The organism is Leeuwenhoekiella sp. A16 (assembly GCF_047946675.1).
Classification (GTDB): Bacteria; Bacteroidota; Bacteroidia; order Flavobacteriales; family Flavobacteriaceae; genus Leeuwenhoekiella.
In genome coordinates, this window is the sequence record NZ_CP172313.1 from 946,756 (window position 1) to 970,087 (window position 23,332).

The window sequence follows — 23,332 nt, forward strand, 5'->3', positions numbered from 1 at the left end:
ATGCTTAATTACTATCAGATGAAGAATAAATCTCATTCTCTGGGTTACCTCCAGATACCAAATACGCCAGTAAGTCTTTAAGTTCTTCAGCATTGAGCCCATTTATAGTTCCCGGTGGCATTAAAGACAATGTTGAGAGTTTAGTATTTAGCACCTCATCTTTGGGTATATCTCGCGTGATATCTGGAGCGTACGGATTTTGAGCAATGATATATTTCTCATCATCTTCATTTACTAATCTACCTACTACAGATTGACCATCCTTTAACACAAAAGTTGTTGAATTATATTGATCTGAAATGACGTCGCTTGGATTAATAATAGCTTTTAATATATCTTCTGGTGTAAATCTTGTTCCCAACTGAGTAAGATCTGGACCAATATTTTCTCCTTCCCCTCTCATTGTATGACAGTTTACGCATGTGGTAGCTATAAACATGTTCTTACCTTGTGTGAAATTTCGATCTCCCAGACCATTTTCAAGTAATGGATCAATATCTTCTTCCTGCCAATTTTTACCAGGACCCTTAGGTTGAACCCCAATAGCAAGATCATTTCCCGAACTTGTCAAAAGAGAATCACCAGACATTTGATTGTAGTATTCAAATTTGCTTTTGGGCACATGAGACAAAGCCATTTCTCTTGCTTTATCAATATAGCCTATGTAGCTTCTTCCTGCTTTGAAAGAAAAAGCTTTATAAAACCATTTAAAATATTTCTCCCTTAATTGTGGCGTCCAGCCTTCTGTAACGTTGCTTAAAACTATACCGTAATAGGTATGTTGTGCGGGTGGCATATTTTTAAGAGTTTGGGCAATATCCATCCCATACTGTGGGTTGCGCAGAATTAAATCTGAAGAATTGGTAGCAGTATTAGCCATGACATCAGCATTTTCTCCGGTCTGAGACTCTAACAAATCTAAAGTCTTTGTTACCACCTGTGGATCGTTAAGATAAGCAAGAGTTTTACTTAATAACTGATTTGAAACATCTGTTTTTGAAGGATAATGCGCAGTTAAATAAGCTATTACTTTACGTTTTAAATCTACATTAGGAATACCGAATCGTGACAGTGTAAGTTCAAAGGCTCGTAATATATTTACCTGTTCTATTGCTGTTAATCCTGTATAATCTAACTGTGTTAGAGTCTTGAGCATGCGATCTCTTTGAGATTGATTTGCATGTCTAGCTAATGCGATGATCCCCTGTATTTGAGAGACCGGATCTTTTTCGGCATAAACCTGTGTCTGCCACTCGTCAACAGGCTGATGTTCAATAGCAATTCTTGCAGCATACTGAACGAATCGATCTGGGCTTTTTAAATACGGCCAGGCATAGGCAACAGCTCCATCTTTGGGTGCTGTATGATATGCTTCTAACTGTTTTCTAATTTTATGCTCTTTAGTTTCTGGCTCAGCTCTCTCTGAATCTGCAGAAGCATTTTGCTCATCTGCATTGTCATAAAATACCCGGTATAGATCTGATTCTAATCTACGACCACCCGTCATAAAATATAAAGCGCCATCAGGCCCAATTACCCCATCAGTGAGAGGAAGAGGAATCCCTGAAAGAAATTCTTCTTTTTCTCCTGTGTATGTAGACCCTTCAGGTTTCAATTCTATACTATAGATAATCCCAAAGCTCCAATCAAATGTAAACAGACTATGCTTATATTTTTCAGGAAAATTAGCTTTGCTTCCATAAATTACATTAGTGGGAGAACCTTGACCTATGTTGAGAATCGGAGGTAAATTATCTGGATAAGCAGGAGACCATTTTCCGTTTCCTGTACGCCACCCAAACTCACTACCACTTGTTACATGACATATTCTGGTAGGTCTATACCAAGGCATTCCTAAATCCCATTCCATATCAGAGTCATATGTAAACATATCCCCTACCTCATTAAAAGCCAGATCAAAGGGATTACGAAATCCTGCACTTACTAATTCCCATTTTTTGCCCTCAGGATCTATATTAGCAATCCATCCCCCCGGCGCTCCTCTATTATTAGCGTGACCTCTGGGATCTTTAATTTGAGGAAAAAGATTGTCATCTGCCCATACTTTAGGTAAACGATAAGAATCCATTTCTGGAAGATCTGTGTGATTTCCTGCGATTACATATAGTGACTTTTTATCTGGACTTAACACGATACTATGGGGACCGTGTTCTCCTGGCTCTCCACTAAGTGATTTTAAAAGAGAGATTTTATCATATTGATCATCATTATCTGTATCCTGAAGACGATACAAGCCTGTCCCTCTCTCAAATTTATTATCACTGGTATGATTTACCATTACATACAAACTGTTAAAGGCATATAGTAATCCCTGAGCATATCCCATCTGAATTATGGAATCTGCAACTTGTTCTCTGGTATGAATCCTAAGCTTTTCTATTTTAGGAGTAAGCTCTTTAGAACCTATTGGGGATAATTCTAACCGATACAATGCTCCATATTGATCTGCAGTAATTAAACGTCCCTTATTGTCAAAAGTCATGGCTACCCATGACCCCTCATCTCGATCGCCTGGGCTATATAAATGTTCTGCCTTAAAACCTGGTGACAGTTTAAGTTTTTCAATTTTAGGATTTTTATTTTCAGAAGATACCGTGTCTTTAGACTGTTCACATGAACTTATCATAAAAACGAGCATCAGAGCTATAAGGAGAGACTTCATGGTAGAGCTTTTTACTAGGGTCATAATATAATTATATATTTTATTCTTAAAAATTTGGACTTAGATCTGCCTCTGCAGCAGGAAGCGCATATAATAAAGATATATTAGAAAAAGCATTCCCTCTAGGTTCCGCCCCTTCCTGATAATAATAATCTATAGGATTAGCTTTAATTCTGTCACCATAGGCAGTTATAACATCTACTGCACGACCAGTTCTTACCAGATCAAACCAACGCTTATTTTCAAAGGCCAATTCTACTCTGCGTTCTCTATAAATAGCATCCTTTAAATTACCAATAGGATCTCCCAGTCCAGCTCGTGAACGTACTTCATTTAAATATGGGAGAGCCTCTCCTGATTTGCCCTGCTCATTTAAAGCTTCTGCTAAAAACAGCAGCACTTCTGAATATCTATATACAGGCCAGTCCATACCATGATTACCATCAAGTGAATGAGTTTTAGCATATTTTTTTATATAGGGATAAACACCATCTTTCCAACCACTCTGACTTATTTGAATAGAATCAATAGAAGCATTTTTACGCAAGTCGCCATCTTCATAAGCAGCAATAATGTCTGGAGTAGGAATATTATTTCCTTCTCCACTACGAGGCTGGGGATTTGATGTCCCAGTAATGGTCACTAATTCTTCTGCAGTTATAGGGAGAGGTAAAAATTGATACAAAAAATTTCCGTTTAACCCTTCTGCTCCCTCCTTAAACTGAACTTCGAATACTGATTCTATATTATTTTTATTACTGTCGTTATTAGAAAAAGCATCTGCATAATTTGCCATAAGTGCATATTCATTGCTATTAATAACTTCCTTTAATAGTGTTTCTGCTTCTGCCCATCTTTTTTGTACAATATAAACATTTGCTAAAAGGGTTTTTGCTGCACCAGAAGTTATTCTTCCTGGTTCTTGTTGAGATTTTTTGGGCAACAATCGTGTAGCTTCTTCTACGTCATTTATAATTTGAGCATAAATATCTTCTGCTGGAGATAAAGGTAAAGCAGCTTCCTGACGATTTGTTACAGGCTCTAAATGCAAAGGCACACTTCCAAAATAACGTACGAGTTCGAAATAAGCATATCCCCGTAAAAATAAAGCCTGCCCTTTTAGATTATTTTTAGCGCTTGTATCAAAGTCTGCTTCATCTATAGTAGTAGTAATTTGATTGACACGCGCGATAATTTGATAATCCAGTATGTACTGGTTAGTCACATGTGTATTAGTAGTGACGCCATTATCACTAGGTATAGCAAAGTCTGCAATATCTTCTTGTTGTTCTGTTGCTCCAAAGAGCACATTTCTTGCGTAATATGTATTGTCTGAGTGCATTTCTCCCAAAAGCCAAGCTCTGTCATTAACAATACTTCTCAAAGGCACATAAGCTCCATTTACAGCTTGTTCAAAATCTGCTTCAGTCTTAAAAAACGTTTCAGAACTTAAAGAGGTTTCAGGATATATAGTTAGCTCATCATCACAACTTATGAAGATAGAACTAATTAGAGCAAAGAGTAGAATTACTTTTTTCATTTTAATATTTTTAATTTTAGCACTCATGTTAGGTTAACACTTAAAATTAGAAGTTCAGGTTTAAACCAAAACTGAATATTCGTGGTACCGGATATCCAGAATAATCGACACCTTGGCTTAGGTTTCCACCATCTCCATTTCCATCAGGTTGTGCGCTTATTTCGGGATTAGGACCACCCCAGTATTTTGTGAATATATACACGTTTTGAACTGAAGCATACACTCTGGCAGATTTGAAATATTTTTCCATTCCTGGAAGAGTATATCCCAGTGTAATATTTCTAATATTAAAATAAGAGGCATCTGCCACGAATCTACTATTTACCCAGTCTCTCTCAATACCAGTAACATTCCCACCACCCACAGTGGTACCATAAAAACCTCGACCTGGATTATCTACTGATCTAAAACGATACTTCACATCTTTTAAGAGATTAAAAACACCATCAAGATTAGCAGTACTATAAATATGCCTTACTAATAATTCATTACCCTGTGAGCCAGTTCCTAAAATAGAGAAATCAAAATTCCCAAATTCTACCGTATTTGTAATTCCATAAGTAAAATCGGGAAATGGGCTCCCCATAATAGCTCGATCGTCATCATCGCCGCCATTGGTGATAACCCCATCTCCATTTACATCAACTAATTTTATACTACCTACAGTAGACCTTCCAGGAACTTGGGGTGAACTGTCTAAGTCAGCCTGGTTTAAATAAACACCATCTGCAATATGACCATAAAACTGACCAAACGGCTTACCTACTTCGGTTATATGAAAAGCTCCATATACTCTGTCAATACCATCTGCAAGAGATTTTACAATATTTCTATTAAATGAAATATTAGCACTGGTTTTCCATTTAATCTTACCTGTAGTATTTATAGAATTAATCCCAAACTCGTGCCCCCAGAAATGTATTTCACCAATGTTATCACTAAAATTAGTAAACCCTGATTCTTGCGGAACCTGAACGTTATATAACAAATTAGTGGTGTTCTTACTGTAATAATCATATACAAATGAAACTCTGTTATCAAATAAACTCAGGTCTAAACCCACATCAAATTGTTTTGTTGTTTCCCAACCTAAATTTGGGTTAGATAGTGAAGTAACAGCGGAGCCCGGAGCGGTATTCCCATTAAAAACTGCGTTTACTGTATTGTTGATAAGAGCATATTGAGTATAATTACCAATATTATTATTGCCAGTAACTCCATAACTAGCTCGTACTTTTAATAGAGACAAGGATGAAACATTTTGCATAAATTCTTCATCAGAAGCAATCCAACCAACAGATACAGAAGGAAAGGTACCCCATCTATTTTCAGCTCCAAATCGAGAGGAACCGTCGCTACGTACAGAAGCGGTTAGTAAATATTTCCCTTTATAGTTGTATGTAAGTCTGGATAAAAAAGAAACTAAACTATATTCCTGAACTCCGCTATTTGTTCCTCCCCTATCAATGTTAAGCGCTCCCTGAACGACAGGCAGTCTGTCATCTGAAAATGTATCTGCCTGAAGTCTGTTTCTATCTCGACGAAACTTTTGAAAAGTAAACCCACCCAACACTTCAAAACTATGATCTCCCAAACTTTTAGAATAGGTAGCTGTATTTTCATTTAACCATGAAAAATCTTCAACTGTTTCTCTTACAGATCGAGATGTTGTAGGCAAGGTTACATTAATACCGCTGGTAGCAGTAGAAGGACTAAAATAAGAATACTTAGAATTATAAAATTCTGCATTCATAGTGGTTTTTAATATCAAACCGTCTATAGGTTTATATTCCAAATATGCATTAGATAATAAATTTAAATTCTTGGTTTCATTTTTTATTTCCTGTGCAGATCTTACCCAGTTGGCATAGTTAAAAATATTACCAGTGCTTCCCGGTAAATTATTTTGAATTGTCAACTCCCCACTTTCGTCATAGATAGGCATTATAGGCCAGGTATGTAGGGCATTAAATAGAATACCTGTTCCACGATCCCCGTCTGTGGGTGGTATATTATCAATCATATAAGCTGGAGCAACATTAAATCCTACTCTAACATTATCTGATAAGTCATAATCAAGGTTCATACGAATAGAATATCTTCTATAATCTGAATTAAGGACAACCCCTTCCTGATTAAAGAATCCTGCAACTACTGCCGTTCTAATTCTATCTTTATTAGAAGTAACGGTAAGATTATAACTCTGCATAGGTGCAGTACGCAGCAAAGCATCATACCAATCATTATTTTTACCTGCATATTGTGAGGGATTTTGAAAAATTTCTGGTACGGGATCACCTTGATCTTGGTAATATTCTTTTTTAAATTGAGCAAATTCTACGGCGTTCATCATTTCAACTCTGCCACGTTGAGGCACGGTCTGCATTCCTGTTGATGTGCTAAAAGAAATGTCTGTTTTGCCAAGGCGCCCTTTTTTTGTAGTCACCAGAACAACACCGTTGGCAGCTCTTGATCCATATAACGATGTAGAAGCCGCATCTTTTAAAACAGAAATATCTTCTATTTCATCAGGATTTATATCACTAATATCTCCTGAAATAGGAAAACCATCTACCACGTATAAAGGACTACTTCCCCCAGAAACTGATAATTGACCACGTATTCTTACAGACATGCCGCCGCCAGGCTTTCCTGTGGTTTGATTTATTTGCACCCCAGAAAGTCTCCCTTGTAATTTTTGGGTTACCTGAGATACCGGAATATCAGTCAACTCTTCGGCTTTTACTGTTTGAACAGATCCTGTTATTTCCCTTTTCAATTGGCTACCATACCCTACTAATACTACTTCACTTAGGCTATTAGTATCCTGCATTAAACTAATATCAACTTGTGTTTTACCATCTAGAGGAACTGTTTGTGTAGCAAAACCCACATATGAGAATACTAAAGTCGCATTTTCTGTGGTGAGATTTAGACTATAATTCCCATCAAAATCTGTAACCACCCCATTGCTAGTACCTTTTTCAAATACGTTAACTCCCGGCAGAGGCATTGAATCTTCCGTTGAAACTACCTGGCCGGTAACTGTAGTTCCATTTTGCGCATTCATATTAAAAGTAATAAAAATCAAAAGCACTAAAAATAGAGCCCTTGGAAAACGATTAAGAAAATTTCCCATAATTGAAAGGTTAGTCATTTCTAATTTTGATATTGATGTAATTGTTAATATAGTCTTAACAATATTACAACCTCGAAAACGGGAATGCATCCTGTACTGTGCCGCACTATCCTGTACTGTGCTGCTATCATTGATGCCCTGACTTATTTAAAATCAACTAACCAATAGGAAATAGAGTTTTACTCAACTAGAAGACAACGCCCTATTTGTTATAGAATACTTAATTATTGAAGGCGTGCCTGAATGCCAAACGTAAGCGACATAAAAGTCTATACCAACTTTTAAAACCTCCCTTTTCAAGCCTAAAATCACTAAAAATCACGTTAAAATCGGAAGAAGAAAGTTAGTAGCAACAAAACCATTCATTGATCAAAAAAAACGGCTTAAAACGTTCAAAAACCAGTTTTGTGAACCTGAAAATTGTTCTGCTACGAGAATATTTGGACCATATTAGCCCACTTTAATTAACAGAAGATCGCAATTCCGGTTTTGATTAATTAAAAGAAAGCTAAAAATTATGGCAAAGGTGAAAAGCCGAAGTGTCTTCAGCTTTTTAAAAAAAAAAGTTATTTAATGTGTAGGAAGATAAAATACAGCTTCTAGACATCTACTATAAGGACTCTCTGTCAATAAAATTGAAAGGGTTTTTTATTTTACCCTTTTCTTTATTCAAAATCATTCTCGCTGCTGTTTCCCCCATCAGCTTAAAATCAGTTGAAATAACTGTTATACCTAATAATTCTTTTAACGGCGTATCATTATATGAAATAACCCCAATCTCTTTTCCTATACAATATTCCTTATCCCTTATCTGCTTGACCAAATTCACAAGATCAGATTCTTCTATTGTTATAAACAAATCTCCCTTTTTAAGTACCATATCATCATAGATCTCGTCCAGAATTTCAAAATCTCGGGAATTTTGAACGCAAAATTTCCTGAAACCATGTAAAATTCTTTTAGGATAGGGATAAACAGATTTTTCAGGATAAATTAAAAACAGCTTTTTATAATTTAATATCTTATTTAACCCTTCACTTAAGGCTTGGTATATATCATTTTCAAAATCTTGATAAATCTCTATCACGCTACCATTGATTTCAAGTTTATTGTTGTCCATTAAAATCAACTTATTTCTAGGAATAGCCTCTATTGCCTGCACTACCTCATCTGTCATACTAATGTGGCGTAAATCTTCAGTTTTAAAATGAGGCATAATTACATAGTAGTCGTAAGCAGATTTATTTTTATCTAACAGGTTTAAAAAAAGAGTTTTATCGCAATGATAAATATGTAAATCTGTGTGTGAGTTCCCCCCTAAACTGTTTATAAAAGAATTATAAACTCTCATTTTATAAGAACTTAATTTATTAATAAGAAACAAGATGTTTACTTTAGAAATAAGTTTAGTGCGAGTAATATAATAACCCTTTCCTCTTATAGAAGTTATAATCCTTCTTTCTTTTAAAATATTATATGCTTTTTCAACAGTATCACGTGACAAATAAAACTCCTCACTAAACTGGTTAATTGAGGGGATTTTTTGATCCATTTTTAAATTACCAGAAGAAATATTTTGAATAATAGAATCTACTATTTGGCTATATTTAGGGATACGAGAATTCTCATCAATACTAATGTATTTAAACATATTCATTTAATAATTTGTTAAGGCCTAAAAAGCATAGTTGTGTTAATGGTTAAAATTAGAAGGATTAAATTGGTTTACAAAAATTAAATTTTGTGCTTTTTGAACAGTATCCTTATTTACTTTGGGTAGCCAAAACGTATTTACTCAAATTTGGCTTTATTAAGATAATTGTTCTATTAGAGAAAATCCATTTCAACTTACATCACCCCACCTAATCCTTTGATGTTTTACATATAATTTCGTTAGTACAGAGATGTTAGGAAAACACAGATTTTACTTTCTAAACAGTACAGTACAGGATAGAAAGGCAATTGGGTTCATTTATATTCGCTTTAAATAGTACTAGAAACTAATAAAAAAGCTGTGAAAAACTTTAAATACGTAGATTATCTCTGGGATGAAAAAGAGGCAGCAAAACTAGGCGATGATCAAATCGCACTTTTTCTTTACCGCTCTAATCTTTTAGGATCAGATTTAAGAATAACAAATTATGGTGGTGGTAATACCAGCTGTAAAACCATAGAAGAAGATCCATTAACAAATGAAGAGGTTGAAGTAATGTGGGTAAAAGGATCTGGAGGAGATATAGGAACTTTGACTAGGCAAGGCATCGCAGGACTCTACACCAATCGTCTAAGAAATTTAAAAAATGTCTATAAAGGTTTAGCAGATGAAGACCGAATGGTAGGTTTATTCAACCATTGCATTTACGACCTCAACAGCAAAGCACCTTCTATTGACACTCCTTTACATGGGTTGTTACCTTTTAAACACATAGACCATTTACATCCGGACGCTTTAATTGCTATAGCAGCCGCAGAAAACAGCGAGAACGTTACGAAGGAAATTTGGGGAGACACGATGGGTTGGGTCGCTTGGCAACGTCCAGGTTTCGACCTTGGTCTCCAATTAGAAAAATGTTTAAAGAACAATCCCGGTATACGTGGTATTGTATTAGGCAGCCATGGATTATTCACTTGGGGAGACACTTCCTATGAGTGCTACATTAATAGTCTTGAGGTTATTGAAAAAGCCTCAGAGTACATAGAAAAGAAAATTAAAGAAAACGGTAGCGTTTTTGGAGGTCAAAAATTAAAAAGCTTGCCAGCTGAACAAAGGGCTCAACAAGCAGCATCTTTAATGCCCATGCTTAGGGGTTTGGCTTCTTCTCAAAATCGCATGATTGGTCATTTTACAGATAGCAGTACTGTTCTAGAGTTTATAAATAGTTACGACCTTTATAAACTTGCTCCTATGGGCACTTCGTGTCCTGATCACTTTTTAAGAACGAAGATCAAGCCACTAATATTAGACCTTAATCCACATGAGGACTTAAGTAATACTGAAACAATTTTATCAAAATTAGAGCCTTTATTTAAGGCATATCGGCAGGAATATGGAGAATACTATGACAGCTGTAAACATCCTAATAGCCCCGCTATGCGGGATCCTAATCCTGTCATTATTATATATCCCGGAGTGGGAATGTTCAGCTTTGCAAAAAATAAGCAAACCACACGTGTGGCAAGCGAATTTTATATAAATGCCATTAATGTTATGCGCGGTTCTGAAGCTATAACCAATTATACTTCTTTACCGCGGCAAGAAGCCTTTGATATTGAATACTGGCTGCTTGAAGAAGCAAAACTACAGCGTATGCCTAAAGAGCAGCCGCTTTCGCGAAAAGTAGCAATTGTAACGGGAGCTGCAGGCGGCATTGGTAAAGCAATAGCAGATAAACTCGTGGCCGAAGGTGCCAACGTTATTCTAACTGATGTAAGCGAAGATGCATTAAATGAAGCAGTTAAAACCTATAAGAAAGATCAGGTTACTGGTGTCATTTGTGATGTTACAGTTGAAGATTCTATATCAAAAGCATATAAACAAGCGTGCTTAGCTTTTGGTGGAGTTGATATTATAATTCATTCTGCCGGTCTTGCCATCTCAAAACCTCTGGCAGAGACTACGATCAAAGATTGGGATTTACTTCAAAATGTGTTGGTAAAAGGTCAGTTTTTAATGGCTCAGGAAGGTGTTGCTATTATGCGTAAACAGGGTTTTGGTGGCGATATTATAAATATAGCAAGTAAAAATGGATTAGTTTCTGGCCCTAATAATGTGGGATATGGAACTGCTAAGGCTGCTCAACAACATATGACTCGCTTACTGGCTGCAGAACTGGGTCCAGATAAGATAAGAGTTAACACAGTAAACCCTGATGGAGTAATAGTAGGTAGTAAAATCTGGGAAGGATCATGGGCAGAAGGGCGTGCAAAAGCTTATGGTATAGATGTGAAAGATCTCCCTGCTCATTATGCTAAACGCAACTTGCTTAATGAGATAATTCTGCCGCAGGATATTGCCCAAGGTGTATTTGCTTTCGTAGGCATATTAGATAAAAGTACCGGGAATACTATAAATGTAGATGGTGGTATGGCCAATGCTTTTGTAAGATAAGAGGTATACCTCATTAATAAAACCTAGGTGCTTTGTAATAGACTCTGTCTCTTTCATGCCTTAGTATTATACCATTTATGAGAATTCAAGAACAACATCTTAACGATTTAAATAAAAGCGAACTATCCCGTCATAAAAATCAATATGATTTTTTATCTCAGGATTTGACAAATCAGGGTGTTTCAGTAGCAGAAGTCATAAATAAACTATCAAATTTTCAAGTTGCTATACCCAGTTGGGCCTTAGGTGCAGGCGGCACGCGCTTTGGTCGTTTTTCATTTGCGGGTGAACCTGCGACTTTAGAGCATAAAATAGAAGATGTAGGCATAATTCATAGTCTTACTCAGACGGCCGGAGCTGTTTCATTACACATTCCTTGGGATGTTCCACAAGATTACAAAGCGGTAAAAGAACTCGCTACTGAGCATAAAATAAAGTTTGATGCCGTAAATAGTAATACTTTTCAGGATCAAAAAGAGGTTAAGGAAAGTTATAAATATGGTTCACTAAGCAATACCAATTCATCGGTTCGAGATCAAGCAATAGCTCACAATAAAGAAGTAATAGAAATAGGAAAGAAATTAGGAGCTAACAAACTCACAGTCTGGTTAGCAGATGGCTCTTCATTTCCGGGACAAAACAATTTTCAGACTGCCTTTGCACATACCCAGAATAGCCTTATTTCTATTTATGAAGATATGCCGGCCCACTGGAAGCTTTTTATTGAATACAAGCCCTACGAGCCTAATTTTTACAGTACCGTAATTCAGGATTGGGGTACTTCTTTTATGCTTGCAAATGGTTGTGGTGAGAGAGCTTATACCTTAGTAGATTTAGGTCATCATTTGCCAAATACTAATATTGAGCAAATAGTGTCTGTTTTAATGCTTAAAGGTAAACTTGGTGGTTTTCATTTTAATGATAGTAAATATGGTGATGACGATATTACTGTGGGAAGTATAAAGCCATATGCGTTATTCTTGATTTTTAACGAACTTGTTTATGGCATGAAGAACAATACTAACAATCCGGAACTTTCCTGGATGATTGATGCAAGCCATAATATAAAAGATCCTTTAGAAGATTTAATTCAATCCTTAGAAGCTATTCAGGAAGCCTATGCAAAAGCTCTTATAATCGATCAAATTAGCCTAAAAACAGCGCAGGATGAAAACGATGTCGTTACCTGTCAGGAAATTTTACAAGCTGCATATCGCACAGATGTAAGACCTCTTATACGTGAAGCACGTTTACAAAGCGGTGGAGTCTTAAACCCTATTCAGGCTTATCGTAAATTAAGCGTTCGCAAAAATCTTATTACTGAACGGGGGATGCACACAATAGCTACAGGATTATAAATTTCAATTTTAATGAAGAAAACTGTTACAGCCATTTTTGATATAGGTAAAACCAATAAGAAATTTTTCCTTTTTGACACCAATTTTCAGGAGGTTTATCGAGAGTATATTAAGATAGATGAAATAGTTGATGAAGACGGGCATCCTACCGAAAACCTTCCTGCACTGCGGCATTGGGTAAAGAAAGTTTTTGACAGAATATTGAATACGGAGAAATATAACATTAAAGCTATTAATTTTTCATCGTATGGAGCCAGCCTTGTACATCTCGATAAAAATAGAGAAGTAATTTTGCCGATGTATAATTACACAAAACAGATGCCTGCTTCGATTACGCAATCGTTTTATGAAAAATATGGCCCTGAGTTAGAGTTTCATCAATGTACCGGTTCATCTAATCTGGGTATGCTTAATGTTGGGATGCATTTATACTGGTTAAAATATGCCAAACCTGATATTTTTAAACAGATTAAGTATTCTCTGCACTTACCTCAATATCTAAGCTTTGTATTTACCGGAATTCCTTTAAGTGAATACACAAGCATTGGTTGTCATACTGCTTTATGGGATTATAATAAAAAGGATTATCACAGTTGGGTCTATTCTGAACAATTAAATGAGATTTTGCCCCCTATTGTTTCTACTGAAACGAGTATAAATATGGCTTACAAAGGGAAATGTATAAAAATAGGCGTGGGTATTCACGATAGTTCAGCTGCATTGCTTCCTTATTTACGCAGCGTTAAAACACCTTTTATTTTGGTTTCTACAGGCACATGGAGTATTTCTCTTAATCCATTTATAGATAAAATTTTAAGCAAAAAAGATGCTGAAAGTGGTTGTGTTAATTATATGCTTATAAATGGTAAACCAGTTAAATCATCCAGAGTCTTTCTGGGTAATGAATATAAAATACAGATAGAGAAACTAACAACGCATTATGGGGTTCATAAAGACTATCATAAGACTGTCAACTTTGCTTATGACATCTATCATAAAATAATGAAAGAATTTGACAATATTTTTCATTGGGAATCTATAGAAACTGCTGATATGCCATCAGAAACTATTTTACCATATACATCTTTTGAATATGCTTATCATCATTTAATGATTGAGTTGATAAATCTGGAAGTTCATTCCATAAATAAAGCAAAGGGAGAGATGAAAATTGACCATCTTTTTGTTGATGGTGGTTTTAGTGATAACGCTATCTACATTCAGTTGCTTTCCCGGCATTTTAAAAATATAGAACTGTATACGGCAGATTCGTCATTGGGATCTGCTTTAGGTGCGGCAATTTGCATATCAGATTCACCACTTAATTCAAAATTTCTAAAGAAAAATTATTCGTTGAAAAAACATATCCCATTTATCACTAAATAAAAAATATGTCTACCACTTTTGACCCTGCTTACCCATCTGTTGAAGATTTACGATCAAAAGCAAAAAAACGTATGCCAAGATTTGCTTTTGAATATTTAGACGGAGGTTGCAATGAAGATGTAAGCATAAAACGCAATACTTCAGAAGTACGTGATATACAGTTACAACCACGTTATCTAAATAATTATGGTTCTACCTCAATAAAAACGAGGGTTTTAGGGATGGAATTTGACGCTCCTTTTGGTATTGCTCCTGTGGGTCTTCAAGGCTTAATGTGGCCCAATTCTCCTGAAATTTTAGCTAGAGCTGCTTTTAAACATAATATTCCATTTATTCTCAGCACTGTTACCACAATGAATATTGAGCGCGCCAGCGAACTTACACAGGGTAATGCATGGTTTCAGCTTTATAATCCTATAGATGACGCAATACGTAATGATTTATTAGATCGCGCAGAAGCTGCCGGTTGCCCCGTTCTCGTTTTATTATGCGATGTACCTACTTTTGGTTATCGCCCAAGAGATTTTCGCAATGGCCTTGCACTCCCGCCTAAAATGTCTGTAAAAAATATACTTCAAATATTAGGAAAACCTACCTGGGCCTATAATACTTTAAAATATGGCCAGCCCACTTTTGAAAACTTAAAACCTTATACGCCTGAAGGTTTAAATCTAAAACAACTGGGAGCTTTTATGGATAAAACTTTCTCGGGAAAATTAAATGAAGAAAAAATTAAACCTATACGAGATAAGTGGAAGGGAAAGCTCGTCTTAAAAGGAGTAGCTTCTCCACAGGATACAGAAGCTGCAATACGTATGGGATTTGATGGGATCATAGTTTCAAACCATGGCGGCCGTCAACTTGATGCAGCCCAGTCTACTATACATTCTTTAAGAGAAATTACAGCAAAATATAGCGATCAGATCGAAATAATGATGGATAGTGGTTTGCGATCAGGACCTGATATTGCACGCGCAATGGCGTGCGGAGCCAAGTTTACATTTATGGGCAGATCTTTTATGTACGGGGCAGGTGCTCTGGGCGATAAAGGAGGTAATCACACTATAGACATGCTAAAGGTTCAGAGTAATCAGGTTATGGATCAGTTGGTTTGCAAAAAGGTCGAAGATTTACCTATGCATTTAATATAAAAAGGCCTAAATGTCTATTTACACCCAGGAAGAAGAAACTATTGAAGAAATCGCTGGGGGTGAATATGAGCGTGAGCGTGTACCTCAATCCAGGCTGCAAGGCTGGAAATCCTTTTTAGGGATGTACGCAGGTGAACATGCGGCAGGTACAGAATTTGTAATTGGACCTTTGTTCTTAACTACCGGCGTAAGTGCTTTTGATCTTATTGTGGGACTTCTCCTGGGAAATTTAATGGCCGTGTTAAGTTGGAGATTCCTTACTGCAGAGATTGGTACAAAATTCAGATACACACTTTACTTTCATTTAGAAAAAATTTGTGGTATACGCCTGGTAACGGCCTATAATCTTACAAACGGATTGCTATTTTGTTTTCTCGCAGGAGCGATGATTACAGTCTCAGCAACGGCAGTGGGAATTCCTTTTGATATGGAAATGCCTAAATTAACTGACACTACTCCCAACGGAATAACTTGGGTCATTATAGTTTTAGCATTAGGAGCTGTTATCTCATTAATCGCAGCAAAAGGTTATAATACAGTCGCCAAAGCCGCAAATTATATGTCGCCTGTAATTGTTCTGGCCTTTATTGCCTGCGGTATTGTTGCATTAATACAATTAGATATTAAAAGTTTCTCAGATTTCTGGAATATCTGGGGAGAAGGAAGTGACCCACTTCCCGGCCAGATAAAATATACGTTCTGGCATGTATTGCTGTGGTCATGGTTTGCAAATGCCGCTATGCATATAGGGATGTCAGATCTTTCTGTTTTTCGGTTTGCTAAAAAAGCAAGCGCAGGTTGGACCACAGCTGGCGGCATTTATATTGGGCATTACATTGCCTGGATAGCTGCCGCCCTACTTTATGCCGTTTATATAAAATCACCTGAAGCTCAAATAATGTTAGCTAATGGTGAAGCTCCCACCGTTGCCCCTGGACCACTAGCTTATAATGCCATAGGGGTTTTTGGTATTATAGCAGTTATTCTTGCTGGCTGGACAACTGCTAACCCTACAATCTATCGAGCAGGTCTCGCTTTTCAGGCAATAATGCCTAAAACATCAACCTTTTGGGTAACAATTCTTGCCGGGGGTGTAGCTACAATTGCAGGATTATTTCCTGCTTTTGCAATGCAATTATTGGGTTTTGTAGCACTTTATGGCTTTATATTAGCACCTATAGGAGCGATTATAGTCTTTGAATATTTCTTCGGTATAAAAGCAGGTATTGAACCCTTTTATGCAGAAAAAAGTGGAATAAAATTTAATTGGGCGGTTTTTGGAGCTTGGGCTATAAGCTTCGGGATATTTTACTTCGTATCTATACAGTTTGATGTTTTTCTATCATTTTTAATTATCCCGGCTTGGATAAGTTGTGGAGTACTATACGTGATTTTAAGCAGATGGTATCAAAAACCACATCTGAAAAATAAAGAACAACCACTCTTGTAACAATAACTTTTTTGGCGAAGCGACCTCAAGAAATTGGGCGTTGAAAATCTTTCTTCTGTCGTACAAATCGCAAAAAACAAACAGGACGCTTTTGAAAACACAGCTACACTGGTTAAAAAAATAGCCGAAAATATGCTTCAAAAGGGTGATTTTTAACCATAAATACTCGGTTTTTATTATTCAAACCTGGGTTTTAATGCACTCTCTTCACCCAAAATTCCACTTAAAATAAGCTTGTTAGCAATATTTCGAAATTTTGGTATAGCCCAATTAAAAGTTAAATATTCATTTTACTTTCCAAATTAATAGTATTACTATTATAATTGCACAAAATACACCCAGATGGATGAATTATTAAAGAATTTGCGGGTTTCAGTCAACGAGAATCTTTATCTCAAAGACCCGGAATCTAGTGAATTAGGTAAAAAAATTATACGAAATGGTATCATACTTATTGATGAAATAGGGTTTGAAGACTTTACCTTTAGAAAACTGGGTGGAGTCATTAAATCAAATGAGAGTTCGATATATCGTTATTTTGAAAACAAACATAATTTTCTGGTTTACATCACTTCCTGGTTTTGGGGATGGAAAGAATTTCAGCTTTTGCTGGCAACTAATAGTATAAAAGACGGAAGAAATAAACTCAACAAAGCCATAGAAGTACTTGCTCTCCCGGTAAAAGAAGACATACGTTTTAAACATATTGATGAGGTGGCCTTAAACAATATTATTATCAATGAGTCGTCAAAATCTTACTTAACAAAAAAGGTAGATGAAGATAATGATCAGGGCTATTTTATGGCTTTTAAAAGACTTGCAGAAAGGGTAAGCGAGATGATAAAAGCAGTTGACAGCGCTTATAAATTTCCATACAGTCTGGCTACCACGATTATTAACGGCTCATTAAACCAGCATTTTGTGAGTAAACACTTCCCCACGATTACTGATTGTAAGGACGGCATCGCACCTACTGTTTTTTATAAAAATATGATTGCAAATCTATTAAAAGCTGATCATGAATAATAAAACCCCAATTAATCCTGTACAAAGATTTATAGGTTTATTAAAGCTGGAGCGAAAAGATTTCCTGCAAATTCTGTACTATGCCATTTTTGGCGGACTCGTTAGCTTGTCTGTACCGCTAGGGATTCAGGCTATTGTAAATTTAATGCAGGGAGCCAGAATATCTACTTCGTGGTTTGTACTTGTAATCCTGGTAACTATGGGAGTTGCCTTTGTAGGGATTCTTCAATATATGCAAATACGCATTCTTGAGAACGTACAGCAAAAGCTCTTTACCTTATCATCTTTTGAGTTTATTTATCGCTTCCCCAAGATTAAAATGGACCAGCTGCGCAATTATTATCCACCAGAACTTGCTAATCGCTTTTTTGATGTTCTCTCTCTGCAGAAGGGTTTATCTAAAGTAGTTATCGATTTTCCGGCAGCACTGGTACAAGTGATTTTTGGACTTATTCTCCTTTCATTGTATCATCCGTTTTTTATCATATATGGCATTTTACTGGTGGTGCTTATTTACATTGGCTTTAAAATAACCGGTAAACGCGGGCTTGATTCTAGCATTAAAGAGTCTAAACATAAATACCGTGTTGCACACTGGATACAAGAAGTGGCAAGATCACTTATGAGTTTTAAAATGTCTGGATATACAAGTATAGCGATTGATAAGAATGATGCTATACTTAGTGATTATCTAGATGCACGTGAAAGCCACTTCCAGGTATTAAAATTTCAGTTTATTCAACTTGTGATTTTTAAGGTTTTAGTTACTGCCGGCCTGCTTGCCATTGGCGGTATATTGGTGCTCAATCAGCAGATGAACATAGGTCAGTTTGTGGCTGCAGAGATCATCATTCTTTTGATAATTGGCTCTTTTGAAAAAATTATTTCGGGCATAGAATCTTTTTACGACATCCTCACTTCTCTTGACAAAATGGGACAAGTGGTAGACAAAGAACTTGAAAGTCAAACAGGAGAAGAACCTTTTAAAGTAGGTGAACCTTTAATTATTGAGCTTGATGATATCAGATTTAAAGGTTATGAAGATAAACGCATATTAAAGAATATAACCTTTACCATAAATCCCGGCGATAAAATACTGCTTAAAGGGCCTAACGGTGCGGGTAAATCTACTTTATTAAAGATTATAGCAGGACTTTTAGAGCCTAGCCTGGGAGAAATTTACGTAAATGACATTTCGCTGAAAAGCTTAAAATTGAACCATTATCGTTCTTTATTTGGTCAATCTACGACAGAAGAATCTCCTTTTGAAGGAACCATTTTAGATAATATTACCATGGGCGATATAAATGTGCCTAAGCAGAATATTCACTGGGCGCTAGAGAAAACAGGCCTGTTATCTTTTGTAAAACAACAGCCTAAAGGGCTTAATACAATGATTTATCCTGAAGGTATACAAATGCCTTATTCTATTTCTAAAAAGATCATACTTGCACGAGCTGTAGTAAGAAAACCTAACCTGCTTATTCTTAACGATCCGCTTGATCAGCTTGATCCTGTTGAAGAAGACCGCATCATGAATTTCCTCTTTAGCAAAGAAAATACCTGGTCAATCATTGTCACCAGCAGAGGTAAGCGATGGGAAAACTATTGCGATAAGATAATCAACCTCAATAACGGAAAAATCATACCTAACTCATAAGCCATGCTGAATATCACTAAAAACAGGATAAAAGAGCGTGTAGACCTGATGCACTACAAGTCTGGTAAAAAGGTATTTGCTGAGCGTAACCAGAAATATTTTAATAGGTTTCTCGTTGCTTTTGGGATCATATTAATTATTATTCTTTTCCTGCCATGGACGCAAACGGTTGCAGGACAGGGCTATGTCACCACGCTCACACCAGATCAAAGACCGCAGACGATACAATCGCCTATACCCGGCCGTATTGAGCAGTGGTATATAAGCGAAGGAGATTTTGTAAAAAAAGGAGACACTATTCTGCACATTTCTGAAATAAAGAATGAATATTTTGATCCTCAACTGGTAGATCGCACCGGTGACCAGATACGCGTAAAAGAAAGTTCGCAGCAATCTTATGAGCAAAAAATACAATTTTTAGGAAATCAGATAGGCTCCTTACAGCAGGAGAAACGGCTTAAAATAGACCAGGCACAGAATAAGCTGCAACAAAGCAGACTTAAATTTAAAAGTGACAGTATAGACCTGCAAGCCGCAAAGACAAATCTGGAGATAGCAGAAATACAGTTCAATAGAAACAAGACCTTAAATGATGAAGGTCTAAAATCAATGACAGACCTTGAGAATTATCGCTTAAAGCTACAGGAAGCCCAGGCAAAAAAGATCGCTCAGGAAAATAAACTGCTTGCTGCCAGAAATGAGATTATCAATGCAGAGATCGAGCTTAACAGATTAGACGCTGAATATGGTGAAAAAATATCAAAAGCCCAGAGCGATAGATCTACTGCTGAAACTTCTTTTTATCAAACCCAGGCAGATATTAGCAAACTGGAAACAGCTTATACAAACTATGATATGCGTCGTGGCATGTATTACATACGCGCACCGCAATCTGGTTATATTAATAAAGCAATTAAAGGCGGAGTGGGCGAAAGTTTTAAAGAAGGTGAGCCACTTGTGGGTATTATGCCATCAGAGTATGATATAGCAGTAGAAACCTATGTCGACCCTATTGATATGCCTTTGTTACACAGAGGTGAAAAAGTACGCGTGCGTTTTGAAGGCTGGCCGGCTATTGTTTTTAGTGGGTGGCCCAATAGCTCTTTTGGAACGTATGGCGCCAGAATCGTCGCGATTGAAAATTTTATCAGTACAAATGGCAAGTATCGTGTCTTGCTAGCTCCCGATGAAGAAGAATATCCCTGGCCACAAGAAATTAAGATTGGGTCTGGCGCCACTACCCTGGCACTGCTTGAAGATGTGCCTATCTGGTATGAACTTTGGCGACAGCTTAATGGGTTTCCGCCCAATTATTACACACCTCAAAATGCACAAAACACTAAAGCAGCAGGTAAATGAGAAGAATAATTCTATTTACGGCGCTACTTCTGGTGCAATTAGTAGTAGCTCAAAAAACAGACACTCTTCAGCTCGATTTTAAAGAGTACCTGTCTATTGTTAAAAAATACCACCCGCTGGTTAAACAGGCAGAATTAGTTGTTGATGAAGGTAGTTTTAAACTTATGAAAGCCCGTGGAAGCTTTGACCCAAAAGTAGAAGCAAATCTTTCAGAGAAAAACTATAAATCAACAGAATATTACAACCTGTTTGGTGCTGCATTTAAGATTCCCACGTATTACGGTCTTGAGCTTAACGCGAAATATGAAAAGAATTCAGGATATTATCTAAACCCTGAAAATATAGTGCCTGAGAACGGTCTCTACTCTGCCGGTGTGACTCTTGATGTTACTAACGGCATCTTTATGAGTGAGCGCATGGCAACCCTGAGACAAGCAAAAATCTATAGAGAACAAACACAGTTAAAGCGTGATTTACAAGCAGCAGAAGTGCTTTACAACGCTTCAGCCACTTATTTTGAGTGGTTTGCCGCCTATCAGGAACTGCAATTATATCAAAATTTTGTGGCTAATTCAGAATTCACGCTACGCTCAGTTAAAAGTCAATTTAAGGCTGGCGATAAACCTGCGGTAGATACGCTTGAAGCCGGTATAAATAAACAAAATCGCACTTTGCAATTAGAGCAGGCACGTCTTGATTATCTTAAAGCCTCTCTTAAACTCTCTAATTATCTATGGGCAGAAGACAATATCCCTTTAGAGATTACGCAACAAGTACGCCCTAACGAAGATCTTCCCGATGAAGTTGACGATCTTTGGTTTGATGATCAATTTCTTGCAGAACAGTTAATCACAGAAAATCCCAAAATACGTTCTTTACAATATGATGTCGAGATAATGCAAGTAGAGAAACGCCTGCGCGCAAATAAACTGCTTCCCGATCTCAATTTAAGCTATAACTTTCTTACAGAACAGCCGGAAGAATTTAACAGCTTAAACACAGATAATTACAAATTTGGCTTTAATGTGAATGTGCCTTTGTTTTTACGCAAAGAACGCGGCGATCTGCAACTCGCAAAAGTGAAACTGAAAAATTACCAACTTGAACTTATCAATGCTCACCAGGAAATACAGAATAAGTTAACAAGTCTTGAAAATGAGATTGTTTCTTATCGCGCTCAAAGCGAAAAAATGAATATCCTGGTAAATGATTATTCTTCACTTGTAGATGCAGAACGCCGTAAATTTGAGCTGGGCGACAGTTCGCTGTTTTTAGTCAATAGCAGGGAAAATTATTTAATCACAGCACGGCTAAAAGAAATAAGCCTCCAGGGAAAATATATAAAAAGTCTGGCCCAGTTCTTAAAATTAACTACCAGATTTTAGCTAAAAAAGAGGGCTAAAAAGCCGATTTTTAAAGGTTTTATACCGATTTTTTGCTATAAAACTATATTTAAACGCAACTTTTGCAGGGATTTTACATCTATTAATAAATCAACCTGACCATGAGAAGCTTTATATTAGTCTTACTTTCCACACTTTCCCTATATTCCTGCTCTGTTAAAGATGACACAGATGCAGATTTTAGAGCAGGGACTACACAAAAGTGGGAGCTTATATCAATGTCAGGCTCTGTTGCTAATGTGCCTCCTGCTACAGGTGATGATATGTTTTGGCAGGAATACTACCTTTTTTATACTAATGGCACTTTTCTTAAATCAAGAGAACAAAATGGTAGCATTAAAGAAGCTACCGGAACTTATAAAACCCAAACCTTATCTGATGGTAATTACTTAATCCTTTCTTATAAAACCGGATATGAGCTAATAGGGAGTTGTTCTTCCCAAGAGAATAAGGAATACCTTCATTTTTCTAACCCTCAAATGTCTAATACCTGGAATGCCTGCGACGGCCCCGGCCTTACATATGAGCGTGTAGAATAGTTGTATAACAAGATTTGTGCTGTCATTCTACTATTACTTCAAAAATGAAGTACCTTTAATATAGTTTTCTATAAAAGGTAGCATGACAGTTGAAAATACATATTTGATTTTTAAAGAAGATTTTAAACACCGTAACTGGGTAGACTGGATTATGTCTCATATTATGCTTGGGCCGCCACCATTTAGATACAAAGGCGCACTTACATTCACCCCCAGCGGTTTCAGGTTTAAAGGTTATGATATGTTTACCAAAGATCACAGTGAGTTTGAGATCAATAAACGAGACATCACTCAGCTTTATCACGGTTACGACAATACCTTTAGCAGATTACAAGTAAAAGGCAACTTATCATTTGCTCCCATCCGCGTTAGGCTTAATACAGAAAATGAAGAGACAGATTTATATGTAGTTTCAGAATTTAACGGGATGACTTCCGCAAACACAGAGCTTTTTGAAGAGATGAAGATCTGGTTGTCTTAAATGTAGAGATTTACTTCTAGCAATTATTATTTCCTCCTGCTCACCTAAT

At 36.6% G+C, this 23,332-nt stretch carries 15 protein-coding genes; 11 read left to right on the forward strand and 4 right to left on the reverse strand.

Annotation, left to right across the window (positions count from 1 at the left end):
- Window positions 1–4: 4 nt before the first annotated feature.
- The 4 genes from ACH3O9_RS04110 to ACH3O9_RS04125 all read right to left on the reverse strand — a co-directional run bounded on the left by ACH3O9_RS04110 (window position 5) and on the right by ACH3O9_RS04125 (window position 9,013).
- Complete coding sequence (locus ACH3O9_RS04110; protein ID WP_416444674.1) at window positions 5–2,683, reverse strand: c-type cytochrome; 2,679 nt, start codon at window positions 2,681–2,683, stop codon at window positions 5–7.
- A gap of 46 nt (window positions 2,684–2,729) precedes the next feature.
- Window positions 2,730–4,223, reverse strand: coding sequence for a RagB/SusD family nutrient uptake outer membrane protein (locus ACH3O9_RS04115; RefSeq protein WP_416444676.1), 1,494 nt, complete (start codon window positions 4,221–4,223; stop codon window positions 2,730–2,732).
- 46 nt (window positions 4,224–4,269) lie between these two features.
- The gene (locus ACH3O9_RS04120; RefSeq protein ID WP_416444678.1) at window positions 4,270–7,362 is read right to left on the reverse strand and encodes a SusC/RagA family TonB-linked outer membrane protein; all 3,093 of its coding nucleotides are present in this window, start codon (window positions 7,360–7,362) and stop codon (window positions 4,270–4,272) included.
- A 610-nt stretch (window positions 7,363–7,972) separates the two neighbouring features.
- Window positions 7,973–9,013 (reverse strand): GntR family transcriptional regulator, encoded by a 1,041-nt coding sequence (locus tag ACH3O9_RS04125; protein WP_416446620.1) that lies wholly within the window; start codon window positions 9,011–9,013, stop codon window positions 7,973–7,975.
- Window positions 9,014–9,376: 363 nt separating this feature from the next.
- On the opposite strand from ACH3O9_RS04125, the gene ACH3O9_RS04130 reads away from it, so the two are divergent.
- The 11 genes from ACH3O9_RS04130 to ACH3O9_RS04180 all read left to right on the forward strand — a co-directional run bounded on the left by ACH3O9_RS04130 (window position 9,377) and on the right by ACH3O9_RS04180 (window position 23,283).
- Window positions 9,377–11,470, forward strand: a complete 2,094-nt coding sequence (locus ACH3O9_RS04130) for a bifunctional aldolase/short-chain dehydrogenase (RefSeq protein ID WP_416444680.1) — start codon at window positions 9,377–9,379, stop codon at window positions 11,468–11,470.
- A gap of 77 nt (window positions 11,471–11,547) precedes the next feature.
- The gene (locus ACH3O9_RS04135) at window positions 11,548–12,828 is read left to right on the forward strand and encodes a sugar isomerase (protein ID WP_416444682.1); all 1,281 of its coding nucleotides are present in this window, start codon (window positions 11,548–11,550) and stop codon (window positions 12,826–12,828) included.
- Between the two features lie 12 nt (window positions 12,829–12,840).
- On the forward strand, window positions 12,841–14,214 hold the full coding sequence (locus ACH3O9_RS04140; RefSeq protein WP_416444684.1) for an FGGY-family carbohydrate kinase: 1,374 nt from the start codon (window positions 12,841–12,843) through the stop codon (window positions 14,212–14,214).
- Window positions 14,215–14,219: 5 nt separating this feature from the next.
- Window positions 14,220–15,365: an alpha-hydroxy acid oxidase gene (locus ACH3O9_RS04145; protein ID WP_416444686.1), complete on the forward strand. Its 1,146-nt coding sequence runs from the start codon at window positions 14,220–14,222 to the stop codon at window positions 15,363–15,365.
- Window positions 15,366–15,375: 10 nt separating this feature from the next.
- A complete protein-coding gene (locus tag ACH3O9_RS04150; RefSeq protein ID WP_416444688.1) occupies window positions 15,376–16,815 on the forward strand; it encodes a purine-cytosine permease family protein in 1,440 nt (479 codons plus the stop codon).
- Window positions 16,816–17,157: 342 nt separating this feature from the next.
- Window positions 17,158–17,841, forward strand: a complete 684-nt coding sequence (locus ACH3O9_RS04155; RefSeq protein WP_416444690.1) for a TetR/AcrR family transcriptional regulator — start codon at window positions 17,158–17,160, stop codon at window positions 17,839–17,841.
- Entirely contained in the window at window positions 17,834–19,501 is a 1,668-nt protein-coding gene (locus tag ACH3O9_RS04160) for a peptidase domain-containing ABC transporter (protein ID WP_416444692.1), read from the forward strand. The genes ACH3O9_RS04155 and ACH3O9_RS04160 overlap by 8 nt, the downstream gene beginning before the upstream one ends.
- A 3-nt stretch (window positions 19,502–19,504) precedes the next feature.
- Window positions 19,505–20,860, forward strand: a complete 1,356-nt coding sequence (locus ACH3O9_RS04165) for an HlyD family secretion protein (protein WP_416444694.1) — start codon at window positions 19,505–19,507, stop codon at window positions 20,858–20,860.
- Entirely contained in the window at window positions 20,857–22,245 is a 1,389-nt protein-coding gene (locus ACH3O9_RS04170) for a TolC family protein (RefSeq protein ID WP_416444696.1), read from the forward strand. The genes ACH3O9_RS04165 and ACH3O9_RS04170 overlap by 4 nt, the downstream gene beginning before the upstream one ends.
- A 119-nt stretch (window positions 22,246–22,364) precedes the next feature.
- Window positions 22,365–22,802 (forward strand): hypothetical protein, encoded by a 438-nt coding sequence (locus tag ACH3O9_RS04175; protein WP_416444698.1) that lies wholly within the window; start codon window positions 22,365–22,367, stop codon window positions 22,800–22,802.
- Between the two features lie 82 nt (window positions 22,803–22,884).
- The gene (locus ACH3O9_RS04180) at window positions 22,885–23,283 is read left to right on the forward strand and encodes a hypothetical protein (protein ID WP_416444700.1); all 399 of its coding nucleotides are present in this window, start codon (window positions 22,885–22,887) and stop codon (window positions 23,281–23,283) included.
- Window positions 23,284–23,332: the final 49 nt, after the last annotated feature.